This is a genomic window from Amycolatopsis deserti, from assembly GCF_014653945.1.
GTDB lineage: Bacteria > Actinomycetota > Actinomycetes > Mycobacteriales > Pseudonocardiaceae > Amycolatopsis_E > Amycolatopsis_E deserti.
The window spans coordinates 1-25,368 of sequence record NZ_BNAU01000012.1 but is presented as its reverse complement, the minus strand read 5'-3'; the positions used below and the strand labels follow the sequence as shown (position 1 = coordinate 25,368).

The following is a 25,368-nucleotide window of genomic DNA, read 5'->3' as shown; positions in this document are numbered from 1 at the left end:
TGCAAAGTCGTTGGCAAGGAGGCGAGATGGCCGTCTACGTGCAGGGGCAGCCGGTAGGGGACTGCCCGCGGGTGCTGCCGGAAGCGCGCCGTGGCACCCCGCGGCGGATCACCGAGATCGGCGAGGAGATCCTCGCCCGTCCGTGTCGCCCGGCGGCCGAGTTCGGCACGCCGGAGCTGTCGGCCCTGATCGACGACATGTTCGCGACGCTGTACGTGGCCGAGGGGGCCGGGCTGGCGGCCAACCAGGTGGACGTCGACCTGCGGCTGTTCGTGTGGGACTGCTGGGACGAGTACGGCGACCGGCACATCGGCCACATCCTCAACCCGGTGCTCGACGACGAGCCGGTCGGAAACCGGCGGCTGATCGAGGCGCCGGAGGGCTGCCTGTCCGTGCCCGGCCCGTACGCGAAGCTGCCGCGCGCCGACCACGCCGTGGTGCGCGGGGTGGATCAGTTCGGGGAACCGCTGGTCGTCGAGGGGCGCGGGTACTTCGCGCGGTGCCTGCAGCACGAGGCCGACCACCTCGGCGGCGGCCTCTACGTGGACCGGCTGCCGCTGCGCAAGCGCAAGTCGGTGCTGCGCGACATGGCCAAGTCGCGCGACGAGGTGCTGGCCCGCCGCGCCGAGCTGGCGGACGAGCTCAGGCGATCTCGCTCGCCAGAAGCTCGCTGAGGTCCGCGCCGGGCCGCAGCTCGGCCGGGGCGGCGCCGCGGCGGAACAGGCGGGCGCCGGCTTCATCGCCGCCCAGGGTGAGGGTCTGGTCCTCGCGGCGCAGCCAGGTGCCTTCGCGCATCCCCAGCACCGGCACGTCGTTCTCCTCGAGGAACTGGTCGATCCGTTCCTCGCGCGTTTCGCCCATGTGGGTGGATCCCGGCTGCGGGTCGAGGTAGTGCGGGTTGATCTGGAACGGCACGAACCCGGCCGCGTCGAACGCGGGCGGCTGCACGATCGGCATGTCGTTGGTGGTGCGGATGGTGGGGCAGGCGACGTTCGTGCCCGCGCTCGATCCGATGTAGACGGTGCCGTGCGCGACGCGGTCGCGGATCGGGGCGAGCAGCTCGCGGCGGTAGAGTTCGCGCAGCAGCCGGAAGGTGTTGCCGCCGCCGGTGAACACGGCCTGCGCGGAGTTGAGCAACCTGATCGGGTCATCCTGGTGGGCGCCGGCGACCTCGACGCCGAACGGGGCGAGCGCCTTGGCGACGATGGCCGTGTAGCCGTCGTGATCGGCGAGCGCGAACGGCACGAACACCAGGCGGCGCACGTCCTGGAGCACCTCGCCCAGCGCGTCGGTGGCGTGCTCCAGGTAGCCGCGTCCGGGCGCGGTCGAGTTGGACAGCAGCAGCAGACGCATCGATGATCCTTTCCGGCGCTCGATCCCCGAATGCCTATCACGGGTGGTCGGTGGAGTTGCGCTGGAAGTGAGCCCGGCCACTACGCTGGCGGGATGGCAGGTGACGTGCTCCCCGACCCGTCGAGCCCCTTCGGACGACGGGTCCGCGAGCGGCTCGAGACCGAGCGGATCGTCTGGTTCACCACGACGGGCGCGGACGGCACCCCGCAGCCGAACCCGGTGTGGTTCGTCTGGCAGGACGGCGAGTTCCTCGTCTACAACGCCGCCCACGCCAAGCGACTGGACCACATCCGCGACCGGCCGCAGGTGGCGCTCCACTTCAACAGCGACGGGCAGGGCTCGGACGTCATGGTGTTCAGCGGACTGGCGAGACCGGCCGACACCCAACCCCCGGCACACGAGAACCCCGCGTACGTGGCGAAATACGGCAAGGCGATGAAGCGGGTGGGCGGAAACCTGGAGGCGTTTTCGGCACAGTACCCCCAGGTGTTGCGAGTGAAGATCAACAAGGTGCGGGGATACTGACGGCGCGCAGCGCCGTGCTCTTGATCTTTGAACACAAGCGGAGCTGGGTGGTCATCCCGTCGCCTGACACGTGACGATCACCTTGAGCCAGGGCCGCAACCTCCGCTGCCAGCGCGAGATGACATGCCAACCTTGCGGCCCTGGCTCAAGGTGATATGCACAAACCGGAAGGCGACGGGATGACCACCCAGCTCCCACCCTGCCAAGGTGACGTGCCTGCATTCCCGTCATCCCGGAGCCTGCCCGTCCGGCGAGGACATCTCTTGATCTTTAGAGGTGACTTGGGGCAGGCGAAGAGCCCGCCCTGCGGGCGGAGAGCGCCTTACGGCGCCAAAGGTCACCTTACGACCACCCCCGCCCCCGATTCCTGATTGTGTTTCGGTCGCCGAGCAGGCGTGTCAAGGCGGGAAAGAGTACCTTGACACGCCTGATCGGCGACCAAAAGCAGGCTGTGGATCGGGGGCGGGGGAGGTCTGGTTGGGGTAGTCGGTTCTGTTGCGTTGCCGGCTTGCGGTTGGTGGGGTGAACTGCGGGTCTGGTTGGCGCCAGTCCACCGCCGCTGCCGGGCGCCCGGCTGCCGTTGCTCCCCTCAACCCCTCCCCTCGTCCAGCAACTCCGCCGGATGCACCCCCATCGCTTCGGCAAGGCGGAACAACGTGTCCAGCGTGATGTTCCGCGTCGGCCGCGGGGCGCCTTGTGCCAGTCGTGATCGTTCCAGTTCGGCGACCACCGAGCGGGACACTCCGGCCCGGTCGGCGAGGTCTGCCTGGCTCAGGTCCCGGTCCCGCCGCAGTCGCCGCACGCGGGTTGCCAGTGCGCGCAGCCGGGCGTCCAGGACCTCCTCCATCGTCACAGCGACGCAGCCTACCAATGGTCGCCCGCACCCGACTTTTTGTCTTTTCTATGCTACCGTGGAGGGGTGAGCAGAGAACTTCCCGCCACCGGTCCCGCCTACCTCTACGACCTCGTCGCCGACGATCTCGCCCGGCGCATCGAATCCGGTGAACTCGCGGTCAACACGCCACTTCCCGCGGAGCAGACACTGGCCCGGCAGTACGGCGTCTCACTGGGCACGTGCCGTCACGCCACGAAGGTCCTCCGGGAACGCGGGCTGGTGCGGACCATCCCGTCGAAGGGAACGTTCGTCGCCGAGCGGCCGAATCGCGTGGCGATCTACTGCCTCGAGCCGTTCCTCCACGTGGCCTGACTAGACGACCTGCGCCCGCACCTTCCGCAGCAGCCGCACGTCCACGCGCGCGGCCTCCGCCGCCAGCCAGTCGCCGATCACCTGCACGAACTGGTCCGGCGTCATCGGCGGCGCGGGCACGTCGAAGTCCTCGTCCGTGGTGATCTCGCCCGTCCGGCTCGGGTAGACGATCAGCGCGCCGCGGATCTCCGCCCCGGGCAGCAGTGCGCGGAAGGCCTCGATCGCCTCCGGCAGCTGCGTCGCGCCGCCGAGGAAACGACGCTCGTCCCGCCACAGCTCACCGTTCTCGTCCGCCGCGTAGTGCCCGGGCAGCCACGTCTTCGACTCGATCAGCACCAGCCGCCGCCCGGCGAGCACCGCGTGGTCGATGTCGGCGAACACCGAACCCGGCCACGCCAGCCCGTGGAAGATCCGCGCCCCCGGCAGCCGCGTCAGGTACCGCTCCAGCAACTCCGCCGTCAGCCGCTCGCCCCACTGGTCCGGCTCCGCGCCCGGCGAGCCGAACACGACCGTGCCGCCGAACTCGTCCGCCACGGCACGTTCGGCCCGCGCGACCTCGAGATGCTGCCGCACCAGCCAAATCGCCACCGCCGACGCCAGCACCAGCCACACCGCGACCGCCAGCGCACCCGCCATGATCGGCAGCACCACCAGCAGCAACCACGCCAGCAACAACACCGCCGGAGCGTGCCCGGGCGCGGCCCGGTCGGCCGTCCGCGCCTTCTCCCGCGCCGCGTCCCACCACTCCAGCGCGTCCGGGTCCAGCACCGGCAACTCGGCCGTGAAACTCGGGTCCTCACCCAGCTTCCGCCCCGGCCGCCGGGCCCGGACCGGAGTGGCGGTCGCGGCGGCGCGGTCCAGCGCCCGGTCGTACGCCGCCCGCTGCAACGGGTCGACCAGCACCTCGTAGGCCTGCCGCAACGCCTGGAACTCGTCGGGCGAACCGCCGGCGTCCGGGTGCACGGTCCGCGCCTTCTGGCGGTAGGCGGACTTGATCTCCGCCGTCGAGGCATGCCGGTGCACCCCGAGCAGGTCGTAGTAGCCCTCGCCGCGCACGCGGTCACTTTATGTGGTCTCCGATTTCGCGCCACATGTGGCTAGAGTCAGCCGATGGTCCTCGACATCACGGACAGGCTGGGCATCCGCACCGGCCGCCACGCCGCGCCCGCCGGGCTCGCGGCGATCGTCCTCGGGGCCGCCCTCTTCGTCCTCCCACCGCACAGCACCCTCGCCGCGATCGCCTTCGGACTCGTCGGCGGCGCCGCGTTCGCGCTGGGCACCGCACGCCGGACCAACGGCCGCTGGTGGGCGCTCGTCGCCGGGCTGATCAGCGCGGCCCTGCTCTTCGCGGCGCTCACGGTCGCCGGCCGCGGCCTCGCGCTGCACGCCTTCAGGCACACGGAGACCTGCACGGTCACCGACCGGGTCATGATCGAGACCGGCGCCCGCTACCACCACTACGGCTTCGTGCACACCCTCGCCTGCGGCAGCGGAACCCGCACCATCCGCACGGACCCGGGCGACCGCGTGCCGGTCGGGACCGCGGTGACGATCCTGACCGGCGACCTCCTCGAACCCGACTTCGCCGACCGCCACCCGCTCCTGCTGGAGGTGCCCGCCGTGCTCGCGTCGATCGCCCTGACCGCCGTGCTCGTGCGGCGCTCGGTCAGGTCAGCGAGCTAGGGTCCGCGGGCACGTCCACCGCGTGCCGCTGGAGGGCCTCCAACGGGACGACGTCCAGCGCCCGCTCGTGGGTCGAGGCCAGCACCACCGGCGCGGCGACACCAGCCTCGTACGCCTGCAGCCACCGGGCGGCCACGACGCACCAGCGGTCCCCGGGCTGCAACCCGGGGAAGCCGTACTCCGGGCGGGGCGTGGACAGGTCGTTGCCGACCCCGCGCTGGTACTCCAGGAACTCCTTGGTGACCACGGTGCACACGGTGTGGCTGCCGAGGTCGTCGTCACCGGTGGTGCAGCACCCGTCCCGGTAGTAGCCGGTCATCGGATCGGTGCCGCAGGGCTCGAGTTCGCCGCCCAGAACATTGCGATCGGTCGTCATGGCAGTCCGTGCTGTCGGTTCCAATCGTCCTCGGACAGAGCGTACTCGACGTCACCGTGTTCGGCGCCCGGAAGCGGATCCGGCCAGTCTTCGTGGAACGTGCGCACGTACCGCAAACCGGCCTTCTCCATGACCCGCCGGGACCCGGTGTTCACCGACATCGTGAACGCCACGACCCGCCGGACACCGCCCTCGGTGAACCCCTTCGCGATCAGCGCACGGGCGCCTTCGGTCGCGTAGCCACGGCCCCAGAACCGCCGCCGCAGCCGGTAGCCGAGCTCCACCTCGCCCTCGTCCAGCGGCCGGAACTCGAACCAGCCGGCGAACTCGCCGCTCGCCTTCTCGATCGCGGCGAAGAACCCGTCCCGCTCGACCACGTCACGCGAGGCGGCGTCGGCGCCCAGGTAGCGCAGGACCTCGGGATCACGGTCGAGGTCCGTCACGAGGTCCACGTCGGCGGGGGTGAAGTGCCGCAGGATCAGCCGCTCGGTCTCCAGGTGGACGCGCACGCCCCCATCATGCCCGCACGCGTCCACTGTGGATGACCGGGCGACCGCCGGGTCCTAGGCGGTCGCCCCGCCCGGCGAGGTCATCGGCACCCGGTCGCCGGTGGAGTCCTTGCGGCCCAGGTCGGCGGTCGGGACCCGGAAGTTGTCCCGGCCGGTGAGCACCGCGATCACGTTGACCAGGCACAGCCCGGCGGTGAAGATCGCGACGCCGACCCAGTTCGCGCTCTTGTCCCCGGCGATCGCGGCGGCGATGGTCGGCGTGAACCCGGCGATCGCGAACCCGATCTGCGTGCCGATCGCCATGCCGGACAACCGCACCCGCGCCGGGAACATCTCGCCGTAGAACGCCGGCCACACCGCGTTCGTCGCGCTGTAGACGACGCCGAACATCAGGATTCCCACGACGAACACGAGCACGTAGTTGCCCGCCGAGATCGCGCCCAGGTAGGCGAAGATCAGCACCGCGCAGCCCAGCGACCCGCCGATGAACACCGGCTTGCGCCCGACCCGGTCGGCCAGCATCGCCCACAGCGGGATGGCCGCCAGCGCCACGACGTTGGCGAGCACGCCGACCCACAGCATCGGCGTCCGCGCCAGCCCGGCGGAGTTGACCGCGTAGGACAACGCGTACACGGTGAAGATCGTGCTGACCGCGGCGATCACGGCCGCGAACACGACCCGCAGCACGTCGGCCCAGTGGTCGCGGAACAGCACCGCGACCGGCAGCTTCGCCTGCTCCTTGCCGGCGACCTCGCGCTCGAACACCGGGGTCTCCTCCAGCTTGCGCCGGATGACGAACGCGGCCACGACGACCAGTGCGCTGGCCCAGAACGGCAACCGCCAGCCCCAGCTCTGCAGCGCGGCCGTCGGCATCGCCGCCACCGGCAGGAACACCGCGGTCGCCAGGATCTGCCCCGCCTGCGTGCCGGACAGCGTCCAGCTCGTGTAGTACGAGCGGCGGTGCTCCGGCGCGTGTTCCAGCGACATCGAGTTGGCGCCGGCCTGCTCACCGGCCGCGGACAGGCCCTGCAGCAGGCGCAGGACCACCAGCAGCACCGGGGCGAGCACGCCGACCTGCCCGTAGGTCGGCAGGCAGCCGACCAGGAACGTCGACAGACCCATCAGCAGCACGGTGAAGACCAGGACCTTCTTGCGGCCGAACCGGTCGCCGACGTGGCCCAGGATGAACGCGCCGATCGGGCGGGCGACGTAGCCGACGCCGAACGTGGCCAGCGCCAGCAGCGTGCCGGCCGCCGGGTCCGAGCTGGGGAAGAAGATCTTGCCGAAGACGAGTGCCGCGGCGGTGCCGTAGATGAAGAAGTCGTAGTACTCCAGTGCGCTGCCCACCCAGGCGGCCACCGCGGCCTTCCGGGGCTTTCCGTGCTCGACCACGTCCACGCTCCTGTCGCTCCGTTGCGGGCCGGATTAATGTACCGTCTGGTTACGTACCAGATGGTGAGTTAGCGGCCCGAGGCTTGTCAACCCGGAGAAGGGGACGAAACGCTCAGTGCGCGGTCAGGTACTCGACCAGCAGGTCGCCGAGCATCTTGCGGTAGTGCTCGCGCCGGCCCGGGTCGAGCATGTCGCGTTTGAAGATGGCGTTGAACGTGTGCCGGTTGGCGGTGCGGAAGATGCAGAACGCGCTGATCATCATGTGCACGTCCAGCGCGTCGACGTCCTCGCGGAACGTGCCGTCGGCCCGGCCGCGCTGGAGGATGCGGGTCAGCACGTCCAGCGCGGGGTTGGCGAGCGTCGACAGCACCTCGGAGCGGCCGATGTGCTCGGCGTTGTGGATGTTCTCGATGCTGACCAGCCGGATGAAGTCCGGGTGGGACTCGTGGTGGTCGAAGGTCAGCTCGGCGAGCTGCCGCAGGGCCTCGACCGGGTCGAGGTGGTCGACGTCGAGTTCCTGCTCCCTGGCGCGGATGCCGGCGTAGGCGCGCTCGAGCACCGCGATGTAGAGGCCTTCCTTGCTGCCGAAGTAGTAGTAGAGCATCCGCTTGGTGGTGCGGGTCTTCGCGGCGATCTCGTTGACCCGCGCCCCGGCGTAGCCCTGGTCGGCGAACTCGCGGGTGGCCACGTCCAGGATCTCGGCGCGGGTGCGTTCGGCGTCGCGGAGGCGTTCGGCGCTTTCGGTCGGCATATGCGCACCGTAGGACTCACCGACTGGTTCAACCAACACCGGCCCGTGCGAGAGGAGCCCCGGCCATGAGGCGAGGGATCGCGACCGTGTGCCTGTCCGGCACGCTCGAGGACAAGCTGACCGCGGCGGCCGCCGCCGGCTTCGACGGCGTCGAGATCTTCGAGAACGACCTGATCGTCTCGCCGCTCTCGCCGGCCGAGGTCCGCCGCCGCTGCGCCGACCTCGGACTGTCGGTCGACCTGTACCAGCCGTTCCGGGACTTCGAGGCGGTGCCGCCGCCGGTGTTCGAGGCGAACCTGCGCCGCGCCGAGCGCAAGTTCGACGTGATGGAGCAGCTCGGCGCCGACACCATGCTGGTGTGCTCGTCGGTGTCGCCGGACGCCGTGGACGACGACGATCTGGCCGCCGAACAATTGCACACACTCGGTGTACGGGCTGCTCAGCGCGGTATGCGCATCGCGTACGAGGCGCTGGCGTGGGGCCGGTTCGTCGACACGTACGACCACTCGTGGCGCATCGTGCGGCGGGCCGACCACCCGGCGGTGGGCCTGTGCCTGGACAGCTTCCACGTGCTCTCCCGCGGCAGCGACCTCGCGCTGATCCGCACGATTCCCGGCGAGAAGATCTTCTTCCTGCAGCTGGCCGACGCGCCCCGGCTGCACATGGACGTCCTGCAGTGGAGCAGGCACCACCGGCTGTTCCCGGGGCAGGGTGCCTTCGACCTGACCGCGTTCGTCGGGCACGTGCTCGCCACCGGCTACTCCGGGCCGCTGTCGCTGGAGGTCTTCAACGACGTGTTCCGGCAGGCCGATCCGGGCCGTGCGGCGGTCGACGCGATGCGGTCGCTGCTCGGGCTGGAGGAGTCGCTGGGCGAGCCCGCGATCGCCGCGCCGGAGCTGACCGGGCACGCGTTCACCGAGCTGGCCGTGGACGAGACCACCGGGCCGCAGCTGGCCGCCGCGCTGGCCGCGATGGGCTTCGCACACACGGGGCAGCACCGTTCGAAGCCCGTGCAGCTGTGGACCCAGGGCGAGGCGCGGGTGCTGCTGAACGCGACCGGCGGACCGGCCGAGATCAGCGCGCTGGCCGTGGAGAGCGCGGACCCGGCGCGTTCGGCGCAGCGCGCAGAGTCCTTCCACGCGCCGGTGCTGCCGCGCGAGCACCGCGCCGGCGAGGCCGACCTGTCCGCGGTGGCCGCTCCGGACGGCACGGCGGTGTTCTTCTGCCGCGACGGCTGGTTGTCGGACTTCACGCCGACCGGTTCCACGGCAGCGGGCGCTGGGTTGCTCGGCACCGACCACGTGTCCCTGAGCCAGCCGTTCGACAACTTCGACGAGGCCGCGCTGTTCTACCGCACGGTGCTCGGGCTGCACCCGGAGATGCCGACCGAGTTCGCCGCGCCGTTCGGCCTGATCCGCAGCCGTGCGGTGACCAACCCGTCGAACACCGTGCGGATCGCGCTGAACGTCGCGTTGCTGCGCCGCGGCGAGTGGGCGCCCGGCGTGCCGGACCCGCAGCACATCGCCTTCACCAGCGACGACGTCCTGGCCACCGCCAAGGCGATGCACGCGGCCGGCGCTCCGCTGCTGGAGATCCCGGCCAACTACTACGACGACCTGGACGCCCGGCTGGCCCCGCCGCCGGACCTGCTCGCCGCCCTGCGCGAGTACTCGGTGCTCTACGACCGCGACGAGCACGGCGAGTTCCTGCACTTCTACACCGAGGTGCTGGGGTCCCGGGTGTTCTTCGAGGTGGTCCAGCGGATCGGCGGCTACCGCGGCTACGGCGCGGCGAACGCGCCGGTGCGGATGGCCGCCCACCGGCGGCTTCGGCTGGCGCGCGAGAAATCCTGACGACCGCACCCATCCACCTGCCCCTCGGCGCCGAACACAGTGCGTCGGCGTGAGAGAGGATGACGGGATGGACGACTCGGTCCGGGCGATGCGCTCGTCCGCGCCGGGCCCGGTGGGGCCATCGCCCGAGGACCTGATGACCCAGGTCGCGCGGGGGAGCGAGGCCGCGTTCGAGCAGCTCTACGAGGTGGTTGCCGGCCCGGTCTTCGGCGTGGTGCGGCGCGTGGTGCGCGACGCCGCCCAGTCCGAGGAAGTCGCGCAGGAGGTCCTGGTCGAGCTGTGGCGGACCGCGGCGCGCTACGACCGCGCGCAGGGCAGCGTGCTGAACTGGACGCTGACCCTGGCGCACCGCCGTGCGGTCGACCGGGTGCGGTCGGCCCAGGCGCGCACCGACCGCGAGCAGCGGGCCGGGGCGACGGCGCCGGGCCGCGACTTCGACGAGGTGCTGGAGGCGGTCACCGCCCGCCTGGAGCGGGAGCAGGTGCGCCGCTGCCTGGACGGCCTCACCGAGCTGCAGCGCGAGTCGATCCTGCTGGCGTACTACGGCGGCCACACCTACCCCGAGGTCGCGGACCTGTTGCAGAGTCCACTGGGGACGGTCAAGACGAGGATGCGGGACGGGCTGATCCGCCTGCGCGACTGCCTGGGGGTGACGCGGTGAACCCGGACGTCCACATGCTGACCGGCGCCTACGCCCTCGACGCGCTCGACGAGCTGGAGCGGCGCCGGTTCGAGGAGCACCTGGCGCAGTGCCCGGACTGCGAGCGCGAGGTCGCCGAACTGCGCGCGACGACCGCGCGGCTGGGGGCCGCGGTGTCCGAGACGCCGCCCGCGGCGCTGCGGGACCGAGTGCTGTCCCAGGCGCGCCAGGTCCGGCAGGAGCCGCCCGGCCGCCGGACGGTGACCCGCTCCCGGAACTGGACGACGCGCCTGCTCGCGGCGGCCGCCGTGATCGCGATCGCGGTCGCCGCGGTCAGCGGGGTGCTCGCCGTGCGGGCGCAGCGCCAGCTCGACACCGCACAGGCGCAGTACGCGGCGGTGACGGAGCTGCTATCCGCGCCCGACGCGCGGACGGTGTCCGGCGCCGACGCGGGCATCCCCGGTGAGGCGCGGCTGGTCGTGGCGCCGAGCCGGGACCGTGCGATGCTGATGATGTCCGGCATGCCGGACCAGCCGGCGGACGTGACCTACCAGGCGTGGACGATCGACGCGGCCGGCCCGCACTCGGCCGGCGTGATGGGGCACGCCGGGACCACCGGGGCGCCGCTGGTGTTCGCCGGCCTGGCGGGGGTGCGCACGGTCGCGGTGACCATCGAACCGGCGGGCGGCTCCGAGCGGCCGACCACGGCGCCGGTCGTGGTTTTCACGATGCCGGCGTGACGGGTTCCCGGTGGCCGGGGTGCTCCGGCCACCGGGACCACCGCTGGAACCGCCGCCGGCCGGTGAGCGGGCCGAGCCCGGAGCGCCACCAGGCGAGCCACGAGCCGGGCCGTCCGGCGACCGCCTGCGCGACCGGCAGGGAGTCGAAGAAGGAGTCGCGCCGGGTCACCCAGCCGTCGGCGTCCAGCCACAGCTCGTCGACCGCGCGGAAGGCCAGCGGCTTTCCGCGCAACGTGCCGCTCAGCCGCAGTTCGATGAACAGGCGGTCCTCCCGGCCAGCCCAGGACAGCACCTCGCCGCGCAGGTCCGGCAGGAAGGCCAGCAGCCGTTCGGCTTCCCGCCACCACGCCTGCCTGCCCCGCGTGGGCGGCACCATCGGCTGGTTGAGCTCGACGTCCTCGGCGAGCAGGGCGTCCCACGCGCGCCGATGCGGCCGCGCCCAGCCCTCGGCGAACGCCGCGACGACCTTCTCGTGGGCGGCGGTCCAGTCGGTCATCGCCGGCCTCCTTCTTGCAACGGTTGCAAGAAGTCTATCCCACCATGGCTCGGATGACCTACCCTCGCATTCGTGCCGGTCGACGTGCGCACCGAAATCGTCATCGCGCGCCCGCGGGAAACGGTGGCGGCCTACGCGGGCGATCCGTCGAACGCGCCCGAGTGGTACGTCAACATCCTGGACATCGAATGGGAAACCCGGCCGCCGCTGCACGAGGGTTCCCGGATCGGTTTCGTGGCGCGTTTTCTCGGCGGCACCCTGCGGTACACCTACGAGGTGGTCGAACTCGTGCCCGGCGAACGGCTCGTGATGCGCACCGCGCAGGGCCCGTTCCCGATGGAAACCAGCTACACCTGGGAATCCCTGGACGAGCACCGCACTCGCATGGTCCTGCGCAACCGGGGCGAGCCGCGCGGGTTCGCGAAAGTCAGCGCCCACGTGATCGCCGCGGCGATGGCCCGCGCGAACCGGAAGGACCTGCGCCGGTTGAAGGACCTGCTCGAAACGGGCCGCCCCTAGTTGTACTCGGCCGTTGGGTTGGTGGCAGGCGGCGGGTGGGTGGAATCGGTCCGCAGCGGTCATCAACCGCTCGATCCGAGACCGGCTCGCGGCCGGCCTGAACCGTTCGCCGTCCGTTCGCCTAGGCGTCGTCCGCGGTCCGCGCCGGGGTCGGACTGGGCGGTTTTGATCCTTCGCACGGTTCCCACCACAGGAGGTCGGCATGGCTTCACTTTCCCGGCGTGATCTGCTGCGCACCGGCGCGGCGAGCGGTCTGGGCATCATCGTCGCGGGCAGCGTCGACGCGATCGCGGCGCCGGCCGCGGCCGCGCAGGTCACCCGCGGCACCGGCTACGGCCCGCTCGTTGACGACCCGGCCGGCCTGCTGGCGCTGCCGAAGGGCTTCCGGTACAAGGTGATCGCCCAGTCCGGCGTGACGAAGCTGGAGACCGGCCAGTTCACCCCGAGCGATCCCGACGGCATGGCGTGCTTCCGCCGCGGCCGGGACTTCGTGCTGATCAACAACCACGAGATCGGCGGCAGCGAGCCGCACCGCACGCCCGCCCTGCCCGGCCTCACCTACGACCCCGGCGCCGGCGGCGGCACCACGACGATCGTCGTGGACCACGAGGGCGATCGGAAGAGCGAGTACGTCAGCCTGGCCGGCACGCACAACAACTGCGCCGGCGGCCAGACCCCGTGGGGAACCTGGCTGACGTGTGAGGAGACCGAGCAGCGCGCCGGCGGAGTGTTCCAGAAGGACCACGGCTACGTGTTCGAAGTGGACCCGTTCGACCGGGATGCGAACCTCGAGCCGGTCCCGCTGAAGTTCCTCGGCCGCTACTCGCACGAGGCCGTCGCCGTCGACCCGAAGACCAGCGAGATCTACCTGACCGAAGACGCGAGCGGCCCGAACGGCCTGTACTTCCGGTGGGTGCCGCCGAAGGGCTTCCGCGGCGGCAAGGGCGCGCTGCGGGCGCTGGCGCTGTCCGCGGGCGGCGACACCGCGGGCAGGCTGCAGGCGATGAGCGCGTTCAAGGGCAGCAGGCACATCGGCGACCTGTCCGAGGCGACCACGCCGGGCACCCGGTACAAGGTGCGGTGGGTCGACGTGCCCGATCGCGACGCCCGGACGGTGTCGGTGCGCAAGCAGTTCGAGGCCGGGCAGGTGACGCACAGCCGCAAGCTGGAGGGCGCGTACTGGGGCGACGGCGGGGCGTACTTCGTCGCCAGCTACGCGCGGATCAGCGACGGCAGCGTCAACGAGCACGACGGTCAGGTGTGGTACTACGACCCGCGCTCGGAGACGATCGAGCTGAAGACGATCTACGGCGTGAACCCGGACCCGGAGGCCGACACGAACTACGACGGGCCGGACAACATCACCGTGTCGCCGCACGGCGGCCTGATCCTCGCCGAGGACGGGGAGGGCCTGAGCCACCTGGTGGGTGTCACGAAGGACGGCCAGTCCTACCCGATGGCGCGCAACGACCTCAACGACAGCGAGTTCACCGGCCCGGTGTTCAGCCAGGACGGGCGGATCCTGTTCGCCTGCATCCAGAGCCCCGGCCACGTCTTCGCGATCACCGGGCCCTGGGGCCGTAGTTGACCTTCACACCCGTGTGAGGGTCTAGCGTGCGGGGCATGAGCACTTTCGTCGTCCACCGCAACGGGCGAGCGGCGACCAGCGAGGACCTGGCGCCGCTCGCCTTCGCCGGATACGCGCACTTCACCGCGATGCAGGTGCGGGGCCGCCGGATCCGCGCCCTCGACCTGCACCTGGCCCGGCTGCGCAACGCCTCCGTCGAGATGTTCGGCACCGCACTGCCCGACGAGGCCGTGGCCGCGTACCTGCGGGCGGCGCTGAAGGAGGGGCCGGAGGACGTCTCGCTGGTCGCCACGGTGTACTCGCCGGAGTTCTCGACGGCCGATGCCGAGCCCCAGGTGCTGGTCCGCACCGGCCCGGCCACCGACGGTCCCGCGGGCACGTTGAGCCTGGCGACGTTCGAGTACGAGCGGGTCCTGCCGGAGATCAAGCACGCCGGCGAGGTGGCGAAGACGTACTACCCGAAGCAAGCCGCGAAGCGCGGTTTCGACGACGCGGCGTTCGTCGACCGCCATGGCCGGCTCACCGAGGCGTCGATCTGGAACCTGGCGTTCTGGGACGGGGACGCGGTGGTCTGGCCGGAGGCGCCGGTGCTGGGCGGTATCACGATGGGCATCCTGCGGCGCCAGCTGGAGCGGCTCGGCGTGGCGCAGCGCGCGCAGGTCCTGACGGTCGAGGATTTGCCCGCACTCCGTGGGGCGGTGGTGATGAACTCGTGGACCCCCGGCGTGGCGGTGAGCCGGATCGACGGCGTGGAGCTGGGCACGCCGGAGTCCTTTGTGGAGTTGCTGCACCGCGCTTACGAGGCGGAGCCGCTGGTCGCGCCGTAGCGGTCATCGGGCCGGCGGGTTCGCTGACAGAAGATGTCAGCGAACCGGTCCTAGCGTGCCCGGCATGACCACGAACACCATCGCCGACACCTACACCGCCGTGTGGAACGAGGCCGACCCCGGGCGGCGGCGCGCGGCCGTCGCCCGGCTCTGGGCCGAGAACGGCGTCGAATTCACCGACACCAGCGCGTACCACGGGCACGAGGCCATCGCGGCCCGGATCGCCGACGCGCACGAACAGTTCGTCGCCTCGGCCGGGTTCGTCTTCGTGCGTGACCAGAACGCGGTGGCCCACCACGACGTCGTCACGTTCACCACGCACATGGTGCCCGCGGATGGCGGTGATCCGGTCTGGACCGGCGTGGTCTTCCTCGTGGTCGGCGAGGACGGGCGCATCGAGCGCGACTACCAGTTCGCCGGTGGGGACGCCGGCACCCGCGCGGCGGTGGCGGAGTTCCTCGTCCGGCTGGCCGAAGGCGAACCCGACCGGATCGCCGACTTGTTCGCCGGCAGCGTGGACTGGGAGCTCGACTGGCCCGCCTCGGGACACCCGGCGGTCCCGTGGATCCGCGCCCGGTCGACCAGGGCGGACGTCGCCGACCACTTCCGCGCGCTCAACAGCTTCCACGTGCCGGAGAAGCGGGGCGGGGAGATGCCCAGGGTGCTGGTCGACGGGCGGGACGCGGTGGTGCTCGGCGTCATCGAGCAGACCGTGCGGGCGACGGGCAGGCCCTACACCGCGCGGTGCGCCGTGCACCTCACGGTGGAGGACGGGCTGATCACGCGGTACCACGTCTACGAGGACAGCCTCAGCGTCGCGCAAGCCCTCGCCGGGAAGGAGTGACGGGCGAAGGCCCAGGTGTGCGGGTCAGCTGTCGAGCGAGTTGCTGAAGTCCAGGAGGTCGCCGATCACGTCGTTGTACTCCTGCATGGCCGCGAATCCGGCGATGATCACGAACGTGGCGACGAGCAGCACGAGAGTCGACGCGATCCAGGTACCGATGTCGCCGCGCTTGGCGGTCACCACCAGCGCGGCGATCCCGCCGAACAGCGAGACGAACCCGAGCACGATCACCATCTGGTAGTTAATCGGGCGTTCCGGCGGTCCTGGGTGCACAACTGTCTGTCGCGCACCGGGTGCGCGTTGTTGCCGCGCCGGCGCCCGCGTCCCCGAATCGTGATCAGTGGAGCGCCGCGCTCCCTCATCGCCGTTGTGGTGGGCCCGGAGAGACTCGAACTCTCACTGGCATGGACCTAAACCATGTGCCTCTGCCAATTGGGCTACGGGCCCCGACGCCCCCAGCCTAGCGCCCGGGCCTCCAACGGCGTGGCCGGTGCCGCCCGCCGGGAGCGGTGATCTACGGTTGTGCCCTGCGAAGGTGAGGAGGACCTGTGGCTCGCGACCCGGACACCATCGAGCGGGAGATCGTGAAGGCCCGCGAAGCGCTCGCGTCGACGCTGGACCAGCTGGGCGAGAAGGCCAGCCCCAAGCGGCTGGCCGACAACGCCAAGACGACCCTGCGCGCCAAGTTCGACGACCCCAAGATCAAGTTTCCGCTGATCGGGGCCGGCGTGCTCGTCGCGGCACTGCTGGTGCGCAAGCTCTTCCGCTGAGGGCTCAGGCCCGCGCGGCCGGCGTGCTCGCGGCCGCGGTCACCTTGATCGACGAGGTGGCCGCCGGCTGCGGCGCCGCCGGCTTCGCGGTCGTCAGCGCGTCCCCGATGTTCGCCGTCAGCTTCGCCTTCGGCTTCTTGTCCGGCTTGGGCGCCGGCTGCTCTGGTACGTCAGCCGGTGCCTCCGCCGTCGCCGCCCCCTCCGCGGGCGCGGCCGGTTCCGGGACCTCGATCGGCGCCGGCTCCGGCCGGGACAGCCGCGCGGTCATGTACGCCGCCGTGAACTCCAGCGCACTCCCGTTGAGCAGGTGGACGACGGTGGCCCCCTTCGCCTCCGCGCCCAGCTCCTCGACGAACTGGTCCACCCGGTCCCGCGCCGCGATGATCCCGGGCGCCCGCGCGGTCATGCTCTTGCCCTGACCGGTCACGGTCACCGCCCAGTCGTCGTCCTCCGGCACGTAGATGGCCGTGATCGGTACCGCCATGAGTCTCACACCCCTGCCGCTCTCGGCTGCAACTCCACAATGAGGGAGCAATCCGAAGCCTCTTCATGACGCCGATCGCGTTCATCCGATCGGGCGTGCTTCTGCCGCCATTTGCTTAACGCTCTGTCAGCTTCTATCGATACATCAACAGAACTCTGCGTGACAAGTTCTGGGCGGAAATGTGCGATGCGTGACGGCCAGATGGAGCAACGAGCTGCGAGAACGTTCGATCACTGAGCGCGAAGGCCCAGTCCGGTCCACAGCACCTCCATGGCGAGGTCGGTAGCCATATCGGGTGTCACCTCATCGTGCTGCTCGCACCAGATGGCCAGCCGCTCGCTCGCCCCGACCACGAGCTCGGCCGTGGCCTCGAGCAGGACGTGCCCCGCCTCGCCCGCGTCGAAGTACTGCGCCATGAGCTTGGCGATGAGGTCGGTCTGCTGGCGCCGGGTGTCCTCCAGCGCCTCGGAGGCCGACGTGCCGATCAAGGCCAGCTCGTGGCGCAGCAGCGACCAGCCCTGCCGGCGTTCCCGGGCGAACACGAAGAACGCGCGCAACCCACTGCGCAGCGCCTCCCGGGCGTCCGTTTGGCCCGCCACCGCGCGTTCGGTCACCTCGCGCAGCTCGGCCCTGGCGTGCGCGACGCACGCGAGCAGCAGGCCTTCCTTGGAGTTGAAGTACTCGTAGAGCATCGGCTTGGACACGCCGACGCGCTCGGCGATCTCGTCCATCGACGCCGCGGCGAACCCGCGCTCGGCGAACACCGCCTCCGCGACCTCGAGCATCTGCTGTTCGCGCTGGGCTCTCGGCATGCGTTTGCGGCGGGTCGGCCCGGTCATGAAACTGACTCTACCGGAGGTAACCTACTCCGAGTAAGATGGACTCGCGGTAACACCTAATGCTCAGTGTGGAGGAAGGTACATGGCAGAGCACACGCGAACGGGCGTGATCATCGTCGGCACCGGGTTCTCCGGCCTGGGCATGGCGATCCAGCTGCGCAAGGAGGGTCGCGAGGACTTCGTCATCCTGGAGAAGGCGGACGACGTCGGCGGCACCTGGCGCGACAACACCTACCCGGGCTGCGCGTGCGACATCCAGTCGCACATGTACTCGTTCTCCTTCGAGCAGAACCCGAACTGGAGCCGCTCGTTCTCGCCGCAGCCGGAGATCTGGGACTACCTGCGCGGCGTCGCCCGCAAGTACGACCTCTACGCCCGCACCCGGTTCGGCCAGGAGATGACCGGCGCCCGCTGGGACCCGGACGAGAACCGCTGGCACGTCACGACGAAGAGCGGTGACACGTTCAGCGGGCAGTTCCTGGTCAACGGCGTCGGCGCGCTGCACCTGCCGCAGATCCCGGACCTGAAGGGCATCGAGCGGTTCCAGGGCAAGACGTTCCACTCGGCGCAGTGGGACCACGACTACGACCTGCGCGGCAAGCGCGTCGCGGTGGTCGGCACGGGCGCCAGCGCGATCCAGTTCATCCCGGCCATCGCGCCCGAGGTCGAGCGGCTGCACGTCTTCCAGCGCACGCCGGCGTGGGTCATGCCGAAGCCGGACCACGCGATGCCGGACTGGGCCAAGGCGGTGTTCGCGAAGATCCCCGGCACTCAGCGCGCCTACCGCAACCTCCTGTACTGGATGCTGGAGGCCCGGGCGATCGGGTTCAACGGCCACCAGGGCTTGATGAAGGTCGCGCAGAAGCTCGCGAAGTCCAACATCGACCGGCACATCGACGACCCGGCGCTGCGCGCGAAGCTGACGCCGGACTACGTGATGGGCTGCAAGCGGGTCCTGATCTCCAACGACTACTACCCGGCGCTGAACCGGGACAACGTCGACGTGATCACCGACGGCGTCGCCGAGGTCACCGAGACCGGCGTGATCGACACAGCCGGGGTGGAGCACGAGGTCGACGCGATCATCTTCGGCACCGGCTTCCACGTCACCGACGCGTTCGACAACCTCGACATCATCGGGGTGGAGGGCCGCAAGCTCAACAAGGAGTGGGCGACCGAGGGCATGCGGACGCACCTGGGGATCACGGTCAACGGGTTCCCGAACATGTTCTTCCTGCTCGGGCCGAACACCGGGCTGGGGCACAACTCGGTCGTGTTCATGATCGAGTCGCAGATCCGGTACGTCGCCGAGGCGATCGGGCTGGTCGAGCGGAGCGGCGCGGGCGCGCTGGAGCCGCGGGCGGAGGTGCAGGAGCGGTTCAACGCCGAGATCCAGCACAAGCTGGCCAAGGGCGTGTGGACGCAGGGCGGCTGCAAGAGCTGGTACCTCGACGCGAAGGGCGTGAACCGGACCATCTGGCCCGGCTTCACCTGGCGGTACTGGCTGAACACGCGCAAGCTGCGCCCGTCCGACTTCGAGCTGGTCGGACACCGCTGACGGACTCCCCGCGAAGGGCGGCCTCCCGAGGGGGCGCGCCGGAGCCTGGTGCTCTTTGTCGGCGATGGCGCTGGCGGGCTCCGGTGGAGGGCGGCGTTTCGAGGGGTGCTGCGCCGCGCCCGGGGGCGGGAGGCCATCGGCGGTGCCCGGTGGCTGACCACCTCGCCCGCGGCCGGCGGCTGGCCGGCCTGGTGGCTGGGTGGTTGGCGGCTCGCCGGCCTGGCGGCTGGGCGGTTGGCGACTTGCCGGCCTAGGGGCTCGGCGTCAGCCCCGGGCCCGGACGGCTTTGCCGTCTGGCGCCGACGGCCCGACCTGGACGGTTTTGTCGCCTGGCGGGGTCGGTCCGGCCGGGATGGTTTTGTCGTCTGGCGGCGGGGGCCCGGCCGGGATGGTTTTGCCGCCTGGCGGCGGCGGTCTGGGGTGGTTTTGTCGTCTGGCGGCGGGGGTCCGGCCGGGATGGTTTTGCTATCTGGCGGCGAGGGCCCGGCCCGGATGGTTTTGCTGTCTGGCGATGAGGGCCCGGACTGGCGGGCCCCCGCTGCTGGCGGCGGAATGCCTCCCGGGAGGGGGCGTCCGTGACCGAAGTCGGTGGCCGGCCGCTTCTCCGGTGGAGCGATCGTCTTCCCGCGCGCGCCTCGGGGATCGCCGTCGGTTGTCGCCAGCCTCGCGGTGGGCGGCTCATCACCTGTCGGCGGCGGGTTCGTCTGCCTGGGGCGCTCGTGCGGGGATCGTTCGTGGTGGGTGGCTGCCGCTTCGCGGTGGTGTGGTGGTCTGCGGGCGCCGCTTGTCGGGATCGCGTCGGCTGTCGGGCACCTTGCGGTGGGCGGCTCGTCACCTGTCGGCGGCGGGTTCGTCTGCCTGGGGCGCTCGTGCGGGGATCGTTCGTGGTGGGTGGTTGCCGCTTCGCGGTGGTGTGGTGGTCTGCGGGCGCCGCTTGTCGGGATCGCGTCGGCTGTCGGGCACCTTGCGGTGGGCGGCTCGTCGCCTGTCGGTGGCGGCGTGGTCGTCTGCCTGGGGCGCTCGTGTGGGGATCGTTCGTGGTGGGTGGTTGCCGCTTCGCGGTGGCGCGGTGATCCGTGGGCGCCGCTCGTCGGGATTCCCTCGGTTGCCGCCCGCCTCAAGGTGGGCGGCTCGCCACCTGCCGGCGGTTCAGCGGTCGCCCTCTGGGGCGCTCGTCCGGGATCGCCGGTGGTGGCTTGCCGCCCGGCGGCGCGATGTTCGTGCGCCGCGCCTGCGCGCCCTAGTCGTCCTCCACGCCGGAGATCGCGCGCAGGCGGTCCAGCAGCTCGGGGACGCTGAGGTTGCACAGCTGCGCCATCCACGACATCGTCGAGCGGTCCAGGCGCACCTCGCGCGGTGCGCCGGGCTGCCGCAGCCGGTCTTCCGCCCAGCGGCGCAACGGCAGCAGCTCGGTCCGCTCGTCGGCGACGATGCGGGTCAGGTCCAGCCGCACCTTGCCCGGCTCGTCGGCGAACACGCGGCGGTGCACGCGGGCGAGCAGGTCCTGCGGCAGCTCGTCCATCGCGACGCACAGCTCCACGAGCCGCACCACCGAGCACTGCCGGGTGCCCAGTTCGTAGGTCGCCAGCGTCTGCAGCGAGATGTCGCTCTGCAGGTGCTGGTTCAGCTCCTTGCGCGTCCAGCCTCGTCGCCGGCGCAGCTTGCGAAGTTCCTCCCCCAGGATTCGCTGGTAGAGGTCATTGTCGATGCGCACTCCCCGTCCCCTGCCTTGACCACGCGTCGTGCCGCACCCCTGCTCTGGCACGTCCGGTCGAACTCCAGCGGTGTTCACGGGTATGTAAGTCGCTGAGTGCGGGTTCCTTACGCGACTTTGCCCAGTCCGTTGCGTTTGACCGCCGTTATTAGGCCGATCGGGCTAACCCGGGGTGGGCTGGACGGTGTGGTCAGTTGACGCAGGTGATGCCGTTGGCGGTGATCGGCTCGTCGCCGCCGGGCGCCGGGGCCTGGGTCGTGGGCGCCGCCGCGGCCGCCTGCTGGACGACCCGTGACGGGGTGGTCGAGTAGTCGCTGCCGATCAGTACGACGACGTGCCCGCTGGTGACCGTCGGGTCCTGTTCGATCGTCGCGCCCGAGCCCAGCGCGTCGGCGACCTGCTGGGCGGCGTCCTGGCCGCCGGCCGGGTAGCGGACCACGGTGGACTTGCGCGAGGTGGTGTTCGACGTCTGGCCGCCGGTGAAGCCCTTGGCGGTCAGGCTCTGCAGGACCGTCGAGGCGAGCCCTTCGCGGCCCGTTCCGTTTCGGACGTCCACAGTGGTCGCCGATTTGGCGGCACCGGCCTCGGCCTGCTGGGCGGGCTGGGCCGGCGCGGTGATGCCCCGGACGAACTCGCGGATCTGGCCCGGGTCGACCTGGATCGCCTGCCCGTCCTCCGGGGTGCTGTAGTCCATGTTGACCACCGGGATGGTGCGGAACTCCAGCTGCCCGCCGGTGAGGCCCTTCATCTGCTGGGCGAAGCCGATGATGTCCCAGCCCTGGTTGAGCACGACGGACTTCTTGATCGCGTCGGTGAGGCTGTTCAGCTTGCCCGGGTCGGCGAGGGTGCCCGCGGAGAGCACCTTGCGCGCCATGCCGGCCATGAACACCTGCTGGCGCACGACCCGGTCCAGGTCGCCGCGCGGCAGGCCGTGCCGCTGGCGGACGAACTCCAGCGCCTCGACGCCGGAGATCGTGTGCTGGCCCTTGGTGAACTTCGCGCCCGAGTACGGGTCGTTGACGTTGTCCTTGAGGCACACGTCCACGCCGCCGATGGCCTGCGTGATCTCGGAGAAGCCGAGCAGGTTGACCGAGGCGTAGTTGTCGATGGTCGAGCCGGTCAGCTGCTCGACGGTCTGGATGAGGGTCTTCGCCCCGGCCTGGTTGCTCTGCACCTCGATGGACTTGGCGTCGGTCTCGCCCTCGTCCTGCAGCTTCTTCCGCTCCGCGGCCTTCGCGCGGGCGTACGCGGAGTTGATCTTGTGCTTGCCGAAGCCGGGGATGGTGACGTAGGAGTCGCGGGGCAGCGAGATCGCGACCGCTTTGCTGCCGTCGTTGGGGATGTGGACCATGATCAGCGTGTCGGTGTTCTCCTCACCGTCCGCGACACCGGCGCGGAGCTGGGCGAGGAGGTCCTCCGGCAGCGGGTTGCCCTGTGCGTCGGTCCGGCTGTCCATGCCGACCAGGAGGATGTCGCGGGCGCCGTCGGCCGGCTGGTTCCCGTCGATCACGTCCGTGGTGGTGAGCCCGTTGACCAGGCCCTGCATCGCGGCCCACGCGTAGCCGGTGAGGCTCATGACCAGCAGGGAGACCAGCCCGACCGCGACCTTCGCGCCCCGGCGAGACGGGCGGCGGCGCGGTGGCGGTGGTGGCGGACGGCGGCGGACCTGGGCCGGCGCGGCGCGGTCGCGGGCCGCCGGGGGCCGGGCCCGGCCTGCCGGCGGGCGACCCGCCGACGTGCGGTTGCCGACCGGTTTGCCGGCGCGGTTCACCGGCGGGCGGCCGGCCGAGGTGCGGTCGGCGGGTGCGCGCCGGACCGGTCCTTCGTGGCGAGCGTCCATCTGGCGCGGCTGTCGCGGCCGAGCGGGCCGGCCGGTCCCACGATCGTTCCGCGGGTCGTCCACGCCAGGTGCTCCTTTCGCCACAGTCGTTCACCTACTTGGCCGTAGCGTCGCACACGGCCGACCGGAAGTGGTTCACAACACTCGATTACGTGTTTTGCACCACCGCCTTGGTGGATACGAGCGTGCTGGCCACCGCCGCCAGCGCGATCAGGGCCGTCACGCCGTGCACTGCCATGGTCACCGGGTCGGCCGCCGACAGCAGCGCCGGGACGCACGCCAGCCCGGTGACGACCCACGTGCTGCGTGCTTCGCTGAGCCCTGTCCGCACCGTGTGCAGGAGGAATACCCCGATCAGCAGCTGGATGAGGTTCTGGATCGGGTCGACCGCCAGTCCCATGATCGTGCCGTCGTCGCCGCCGAACCGGGTCAGCGCGAACCCGAACACCCCGACCACGGCGAACCCGATCCCGAGCATGGTCGCCGCGTGCGCGAGCCAGCCGCCGGAGCCGGGGTGGTCCGCGACCGGGACGGCGGTCTCCCGGGGGTGGCGCTCGAACCACCAGAAGACCATCAGGGCGGGCACGGCGAGCAGCGCCAGCGCGAACCAGGTGCGCGGGTCGCCCAGCCACGTGACGATCGCCGCCGGGTGGTCCGGCAGGTAGACCAGGGCCACGACCAACAGCATCGCGGCGAGGAAGCCCAGGTACAGGCTCATCGGGGCGCGCATCGCCAGGCGGGCGGCGCCGGCGAAGCGGGTGGTCAGCAGGGCGAGTGGCTTCGCGGCGAGGCCGAGCAGGCCGATCTGGGCGGCGCCGAGCAGCAGGACCGGGAGAGTGGGCCCGGACAGCGCGGGTGGCGCGCCCGGTGCGCCGAGCAGGTCCCTGCTGAGCCCGCCGACGGTGGTGAGCAGGGCGAGGCCGGTGACGCCCGCGGCGGTGACGGCGGCCAGGAGCAGGCGGTTGGAGGTGCGGATGCGCCCGAACGCGACCTGCTGGGCGAGCAGCGCCAGGCCGAACGCCGCCAGGTAGCGCGGGATGGGCGAACCGAGGGCGCGCGCGGCCATCTCGGCCAGGACGACGAAGGCGAGCAGGCCGGCGACCGAGGCCGCCGCGGCGCGCCGGTGCAGCGCGAGCATCAGCGGGGTGGCGACCACGGTGAGCAGGTAGATGCCCAGCAGCCACAGCGGATGCAGGGCGATTCGCATGATCGCCGCGTTGGTGCCCTCGGGGATGCCGAGCAGTTCGAGCGCCAGCGGGACGAGCAGCGCCACCACGACGAAGATCAGGGCCGGGCGCAGCAGCCAGCTCGCCCGGTGGGCCAGGTACTGGCGGTACCCGCCGCCGCTGTCCCGGGTCGCGCGCCAGCCCGCGGCGTTGGCACGGCCGCCGGCGAAGAAGAACACCGGGGCGAGTTGCGCCACCCACGTCAACGGCCACAGCCAGTCGGCGCCCACGCCGGCCCACCGGGCCAGCGCGATGGCCGATTCGCCGAGGATCAGCAGGACCAGGGCGCCCACGCCGAGCGTGACCCACGGCGACAGCGGTGGCGGGCGGGGCGAGGTCTTGGCCGGGGCCGGTGTGGTGACGCGGGCGTGCCGGTGCTGCAGCCAGCCGCGGAGGCGGAAGATCAGGAGGCAGCCGATCACGGCGACCCCGGCGAGCAGCGGGCCGATCGGATCGCCGACCGGCGGGCCCCAGCGCTGGTGCCAGGAGTTCACGACGAGCCCGGCGGAGTAGAGGCTCGCGACGACGCGGCACGTGCGGGGCGAGTCCATCGGGTTGATGTCGCAGGCCGCGTGCATGTCGTCGGACAGGCGCTGGTCCAGGGCCTCGCGGATGTCCGGGCCGAGGGGGTGGCCGACCGCGGCGGCGTAGCGGAGGAGGTCGTAGCCCAGGTCGTGCGCCTTGCACGGGACCGCGTAGTCCCACTTCGTGTTGTCGTCGCCCCACGGTGTCGAGCAGCCGCCGTCGACGTGGACCGCGCGGACGGTGCCGTCGCGGGCGGCGATCTGCCCGGGCACGACGCCGGTGACCTGGGTGAAGTCCTTCGGCAGCAGGGCGAGGGCGGACGGTTGCGGGCCGGGGTGGACGAGCGCCTCGATGGCCTGCTGGGCGGCGAGGGCGCCGCCGGTGGGCGGGCCGGGGTCCGGCGGGGTGGCCGGCCGCGAGGCGACGAACCCGAAGGTGAGGACGGCCAGCGACAGCACCAGCAGCCAGGCGGAGGTGGCCAGGCGGCGGCGCACCCGGGGCACCGGTGGGGTGCCGGGCCCGGGTGGCTGGTGGTCGGTGAAGGTCGCTGGGCTGATCATCGCCTCCCAGGGTGGCAGGGGAGCGGCCTCGGCGGCCACCAGGGAATTCCCTGATCGTGGTTCTTCGAGGCCGCCACTCTAGTGGGTGACGGGTCGGAGGTTTGCGAGTCGGGGTGGCGGGGTGGCGGAAACGCCCTGGTGGGAGGGGGTGCGGTGCGGGGGAGGTGGGTGGCGGGTGGGCGAGTGGGTGGTTCGTGGGTGGTGCGAGTGGGACTTTCGTGGGTGCGCGAGTGGGCAGGTCGTGGCGGTGGGGTTGCGGCGCCGGGGGTGGGGTGGCGTGGGGTGTGCCAGTGGGTGGGGTTGGTGCGGGCGGCCTGGGGCGCCGGGCACGTCGGGGAGCGGGCGGGCGCCGGGAGGTGTGGGGCGTGGGTCGGGGCCGGGAGGTGTGGGTGTCCGCGGGCACCGGGGCGGCGTGGGCGCCGTGTGGGTGTGTCGGTGGGTGGCCGGGGTGGGTGCTGGCAGGTGGAGGGGTCGGGAGGTGCGGGTGTGCGGGGTGGCGTGGGCGCCGTGTGGGTGTGCCGGCGGGTGGCCGGGGTGGGTGCTGGCAGG

The 25,368-nt window shown here is 71.4% G+C and carries 27 protein-coding genes and 1 tRNA gene; 13 read left to right on the top strand and 15 right to left on the bottom strand.

All coding sequences use genetic code 11. The features are described from left to right. The first annotated feature begins 26 nt into the window (after positions 1 to 26). The gene (gene def, locus IE290_RS34865; protein WP_191249005.1) at positions 27 to 674 is read left to right on the top strand and encodes a peptide deformylase; all 648 of its coding nucleotides are present in this window, start codon (positions 27 to 29) and stop codon (positions 672 to 674) included. Here def and pepE read toward each other — a convergent pair. Beyond that, on the bottom strand, positions 643 to 1,353 hold the full coding sequence (gene pepE, locus IE290_RS34860; RefSeq protein WP_191249004.1) for a dipeptidase PepE: 711 nt from the start codon (positions 1,351 to 1,353) through the stop codon (positions 643 to 645). The two genes, def and pepE, sit on opposite strands and share 32 nt — an antisense overlap. A gap of 93 nt (positions 1,354 to 1,446) precedes the next feature. Between pepE and IE290_RS34855 the strand changes: the two genes are divergently transcribed. Then, positions 1,447 to 1,878 carry a TIGR03667 family PPOX class F420-dependent oxidoreductase gene (locus IE290_RS34855; RefSeq protein WP_191249003.1) on the top strand — a complete coding sequence of 144 codons (432 nt, stop codon included), beginning with the start codon at positions 1,447 to 1,449 and terminating at the stop codon, positions 1,876 to 1,878. A 589-nt stretch (positions 1,879 to 2,467) separates the two neighbouring features. Here IE290_RS34855 and IE290_RS34850 read toward each other — a convergent pair. After that, entirely contained in the window at positions 2,468 to 2,725 is a 258-nt protein-coding gene (locus tag IE290_RS34850; protein WP_191249152.1) for a helix-turn-helix domain-containing protein, read from the bottom strand. A 72-nt stretch (positions 2,726 to 2,797) separates the two neighbouring features. Between IE290_RS34850 and IE290_RS34845 the strand changes: the two genes are divergently transcribed. Beyond that, complete coding sequence (locus tag IE290_RS34845; RefSeq protein ID WP_191249002.1) at positions 2,798 to 3,085, top strand: GntR family transcriptional regulator; 288 nt, start codon at positions 2,798 to 2,800, stop codon at positions 3,083 to 3,085. Here the strand turns inward: IE290_RS34845 and IE290_RS34840 are convergent, their stop codons facing one another. Further along, positions 3,086 to 4,141 (bottom strand): DnaJ domain-containing protein, encoded by a 1,056-nt coding sequence (locus IE290_RS34840; RefSeq protein ID WP_191249001.1) that lies wholly within the window; start codon positions 4,139 to 4,141, stop codon positions 3,086 to 3,088. Between the two features lie 54 nt (positions 4,142 to 4,195). On the opposite strand from IE290_RS34840, the gene IE290_RS34835 reads away from it, so the two are divergent. Then, positions 4,196 to 4,768, top strand: a complete 573-nt coding sequence (locus IE290_RS34835; RefSeq protein WP_191249000.1) for a hypothetical protein — start codon at positions 4,196 to 4,198, stop codon at positions 4,766 to 4,768. Here the strand turns inward: IE290_RS34835 and IE290_RS34830 are convergent. The 4 genes from IE290_RS34830 to IE290_RS34815 all read right to left on the bottom strand — a co-directional run bounded on the left by IE290_RS34830 (position 4,752) and on the right by IE290_RS34815 (position 7,796). Next, on the bottom strand, positions 4,752 to 5,144 hold the full coding sequence (locus tag IE290_RS34830; RefSeq protein ID WP_191248999.1) for a DUF2237 family protein: 393 nt from the start codon (positions 5,142 to 5,144) through the stop codon (positions 4,752 to 4,754). The genes IE290_RS34835 and IE290_RS34830 overlap by 17 nt on opposite strands. Next, positions 5,141 to 5,653 carry a GNAT family N-acetyltransferase gene (locus IE290_RS34825; protein ID WP_191248998.1) on the bottom strand — a complete coding sequence of 171 codons (513 nt, stop codon included), beginning with the start codon at positions 5,651 to 5,653 and terminating at the stop codon, positions 5,141 to 5,143. The genes IE290_RS34830 and IE290_RS34825 overlap by 4 nt, the downstream gene beginning before the upstream one ends. Positions 5,654 to 5,707: 54 nt before the next feature. Further along, entirely contained in the window at positions 5,708 to 7,045 is a 1,338-nt protein-coding gene (locus tag IE290_RS34820; RefSeq protein ID WP_229874897.1) for an MFS transporter, read from the bottom strand. A gap of 112 nt (positions 7,046 to 7,157) precedes the next feature. Beyond that, positions 7,158 to 7,796, bottom strand: coding sequence for a TetR/AcrR family transcriptional regulator (locus IE290_RS34815; protein WP_191248996.1), 639 nt, complete (start codon positions 7,794 to 7,796; stop codon positions 7,158 to 7,160). A gap of 65 nt (positions 7,797 to 7,861) precedes the next feature. Here IE290_RS34815 and IE290_RS34810 point away from each other — a divergent pair, with 65 nt between their 5' ends. From IE290_RS34810 to IE290_RS34800, 3 genes are all read left to right on the top strand, one after another. Further along, on the top strand, positions 7,862 to 9,649 hold the full coding sequence (locus tag IE290_RS34810; RefSeq protein ID WP_191248995.1) for a bifunctional sugar phosphate isomerase/epimerase/4-hydroxyphenylpyruvate dioxygenase family protein: 1,788 nt from the start codon (positions 7,862 to 7,864) through the stop codon (positions 9,647 to 9,649). Between the two features lie 67 nt (positions 9,650 to 9,716). Then, entirely contained in the window at positions 9,717 to 10,310 is a 594-nt protein-coding gene (gene sigK, locus IE290_RS34805) for an ECF RNA polymerase sigma factor SigK (protein WP_191249151.1), read from the top strand. Further along, on the top strand, positions 10,307 to 11,029 hold the full coding sequence (locus IE290_RS34800) for an anti-sigma factor (protein ID WP_191248994.1): 723 nt from the start codon (positions 10,307 to 10,309) through the stop codon (positions 11,027 to 11,029). The genes sigK and IE290_RS34800 overlap by 4 nt, the downstream gene beginning before the upstream one ends. Here the strand turns inward: IE290_RS34800 and IE290_RS34795 are convergent. Beyond that, on the bottom strand, positions 11,013 to 11,525 hold the full coding sequence (locus tag IE290_RS34795) for a nuclear transport factor 2 family protein (RefSeq protein ID WP_191248993.1): 513 nt from the start codon (positions 11,523 to 11,525) through the stop codon (positions 11,013 to 11,015). The two genes, IE290_RS34800 and IE290_RS34795, sit on opposite strands and share 17 nt — an antisense overlap. Positions 11,526 to 11,597: 72 nt before the next feature. Here IE290_RS34795 and IE290_RS34790 point away from each other — a divergent pair, with 72 nt between their 5' ends. The 4 genes from IE290_RS34790 to IE290_RS34775 all read left to right on the top strand — a co-directional run bounded on the left by IE290_RS34790 (position 11,598) and on the right by IE290_RS34775 (position 15,303). Continuing rightward, entirely contained in the window at positions 11,598 to 12,044 is a 447-nt protein-coding gene (locus IE290_RS34790; RefSeq protein WP_191248992.1) for an SRPBCC family protein, read from the top strand. Positions 12,045 to 12,246: 202 nt separating this feature from the next. After that, positions 12,247 to 13,632 (top strand): alkaline phosphatase PhoX, encoded by a 1,386-nt coding sequence (locus tag IE290_RS34785; RefSeq protein ID WP_191248991.1) that lies wholly within the window; start codon positions 12,247 to 12,249, stop codon positions 13,630 to 13,632. Between the two features lie 35 nt (positions 13,633 to 13,667). Then, positions 13,668 to 14,459, top strand: coding sequence for an aminotransferase class IV family protein (locus tag IE290_RS34780; protein ID WP_191248990.1), 792 nt, complete (start codon positions 13,668 to 13,670; stop codon positions 14,457 to 14,459). Between the two features lie 64 nt (positions 14,460 to 14,523). Further along, the gene (locus IE290_RS34775) at positions 14,524 to 15,303 is read left to right on the top strand and encodes a nuclear transport factor 2 family protein (protein ID WP_191248989.1); all 780 of its coding nucleotides are present in this window, start codon (positions 14,524 to 14,526) and stop codon (positions 15,301 to 15,303) included. A gap of 24 nt (positions 15,304 to 15,327) precedes the next feature. On the opposite strand, the gene IE290_RS34770 is transcribed toward IE290_RS34775, so the two are convergent. Then, positions 15,328 to 15,537, bottom strand: coding sequence for a hypothetical protein (locus tag IE290_RS34770; RefSeq protein WP_191248988.1), 210 nt, complete (start codon positions 15,535 to 15,537; stop codon positions 15,328 to 15,330). A gap of 136 nt (positions 15,538 to 15,673) precedes the next feature. After that, positions 15,674 to 15,750: transfer RNA gene (locus tag IE290_RS34765), tRNA-Leu, on the bottom strand. 101 nt (positions 15,751 to 15,851) lie between these two features. On the opposite strand from IE290_RS34765, the gene IE290_RS34760 reads away from it, so the two are divergent. After that, positions 15,852 to 16,073: a DUF3618 domain-containing protein gene (locus IE290_RS34760; protein ID WP_191248987.1), complete on the top strand. Its 222-nt coding sequence runs from the start codon at positions 15,852 to 15,854 to the stop codon at positions 16,071 to 16,073. A gap of 4 nt (positions 16,074 to 16,077) precedes the next feature. Here IE290_RS34760 and IE290_RS34755 read toward each other — a convergent pair whose 3' ends face one another. Then, positions 16,078 to 16,557, bottom strand: coding sequence for a hypothetical protein (locus IE290_RS34755; protein ID WP_191248986.1), 480 nt, complete (start codon positions 16,555 to 16,557; stop codon positions 16,078 to 16,080). A 230-nt stretch (positions 16,558 to 16,787) separates the two neighbouring features. Next, on the bottom strand, positions 16,788 to 17,396 hold the full coding sequence (locus IE290_RS34750; protein WP_373300623.1) for a TetR/AcrR family transcriptional regulator: 609 nt from the start codon (positions 17,394 to 17,396) through the stop codon (positions 16,788 to 16,790). Positions 17,397 to 17,478: 82 nt separating this feature from the next. Here IE290_RS34750 and IE290_RS34745 point away from each other — a divergent pair, with 82 nt between their 5' ends. Then, positions 17,479 to 18,954, top strand: a complete 1,476-nt coding sequence (locus IE290_RS34745; protein WP_191248985.1) for a flavin-containing monooxygenase — start codon at positions 17,479 to 17,481, stop codon at positions 18,952 to 18,954. A 1,240-nt stretch (positions 18,955 to 20,194) separates the two neighbouring features. Here IE290_RS34745 and IE290_RS34740 read toward each other — a convergent pair. The 3 genes from IE290_RS34740 to IE290_RS34730 all read right to left on the bottom strand — a co-directional run bounded on the left by IE290_RS34740 (position 20,195) and on the right by IE290_RS34730 (position 24,819). Beyond that, positions 20,195 to 20,668, bottom strand: coding sequence for a helix-turn-helix domain-containing protein (locus tag IE290_RS34740; RefSeq protein ID WP_191248984.1), 474 nt, complete (start codon positions 20,666 to 20,668; stop codon positions 20,195 to 20,197). 190 nt (positions 20,669 to 20,858) lie between these two features. After that, positions 20,859 to 22,508, bottom strand: coding sequence for an LCP family protein (locus IE290_RS34735; RefSeq protein WP_444541898.1), 1,650 nt, complete (start codon positions 22,506 to 22,508; stop codon positions 20,859 to 20,861). Positions 22,509 to 22,656: 148 nt separating this feature from the next. After that, positions 22,657 to 24,819, bottom strand: coding sequence for a phospholipase A2 family protein (locus tag IE290_RS34730; RefSeq protein WP_191248982.1), 2,163 nt, complete (start codon positions 24,817 to 24,819; stop codon positions 22,657 to 22,659). Positions 24,820 to 25,368: the final 549 nt, after the last annotated feature.

Bases quoted from the DNA above. Each gene is read 5' to 3' on its own strand.
- IE290_RS34785 (WP_191248991.1), top strand. From the start codon at position 12,247: ATGGCTTCACTTTCCCGGCGTGATCTGCTGCGCACCGGCGCGGCGAGC.
- IE290_RS34810 (WP_191248995.1), top strand. From the start codon at position 7,862: ATGAGGCGAGGGATCGCGACCGTGTGCCTGTCCGGCACGCTCGAGGAC.
- def (WP_191249005.1), top strand. From the start codon at position 27: ATGGCCGTCTACGTGCAGGGGCAGCCGGTAGGGGACTGCCCGCGGGTG.
- IE290_RS34745 (WP_191248985.1), top strand. From the start codon at position 17,479: ATGGCAGAGCACACGCGAACGGGCGTGATCATCGTCGGCACCGGGTTC.
- pepE (WP_191249004.1), bottom strand. From the start codon at position 1,353: ATGCGTCTGCTGCTGCTGTCCAACTCGACCGCGCCCGGACGCGGCTAC.
- IE290_RS34755 (WP_191248986.1), bottom strand. From the start codon at position 16,557: ATGGCGGTACCGATCACGGCCATCTACGTGCCGGAGGACGACGACTGG.
- IE290_RS34830 (WP_191248999.1), bottom strand. From the start codon at position 5,144: ATGACGACCGATCGCAATGTTCTGGGCGGCGAACTCGAGCCCTGCGGC.
- IE290_RS34850 (WP_191249152.1), bottom strand. From the start codon at position 2,725: ATGGAGGAGGTCCTGGACGCCCGGCTGCGCGCACTGGCAACCCGCGTG.
- IE290_RS34780 (WP_191248990.1), top strand. From the start codon at position 13,668: ATGAGCACTTTCGTCGTCCACCGCAACGGGCGAGCGGCGACCAGCGAG.
- IE290_RS34770 (WP_191248988.1), bottom strand. From the start codon at position 15,537: ATGGTGATCGTGCTCGGGTTCGTCTCGCTGTTCGGCGGGATCGCCGCG.
- IE290_RS34795 (WP_191248993.1), bottom strand. From the start codon at position 11,525: ATGACCGACTGGACCGCCGCCCACGAGAAGGTCGTCGCGGCGTTCGCC.
- IE290_RS34835 (WP_191249000.1), top strand. From the start codon at position 4,196: ATGGTCCTCGACATCACGGACAGGCTGGGCATCCGCACCGGCCGCCAC.
- sigK (WP_191249151.1), top strand. From the start codon at position 9,717: ATGGACGACTCGGTCCGGGCGATGCGCTCGTCCGCGCCGGGCCCGGTG.
- IE290_RS34855 (WP_191249003.1), top strand. From the start codon at position 1,447: ATGGCAGGTGACGTGCTCCCCGACCCGTCGAGCCCCTTCGGACGACGG.
- IE290_RS34815 (WP_191248996.1), bottom strand. From the start codon at position 7,796: ATGCCGACCGAAAGCGCCGAACGCCTCCGCGACGCCGAACGCACCCGC.
- IE290_RS34735 (WP_444541898.1), bottom strand. From the start codon at position 22,508: ATGGACGCTCGCCACGAAGGACCGGTCCGGCGCGCACCCGCCGACCGC.
- IE290_RS34775 (WP_191248989.1), top strand. From the start codon at position 14,524: ATGACCACGAACACCATCGCCGACACCTACACCGCCGTGTGGAACGAG.
- IE290_RS34750 (WP_373300623.1), bottom strand. From the start codon at position 17,396: ATGACCGGGCCGACCCGCCGCAAACGCATGCCGAGAGCCCAGCGCGAA.
- IE290_RS34730 (WP_191248982.1), bottom strand. From the start codon at position 24,819: ATGATCAGCCCAGCGACCTTCACCGACCACCAGCCACCCGGGCCCGGC.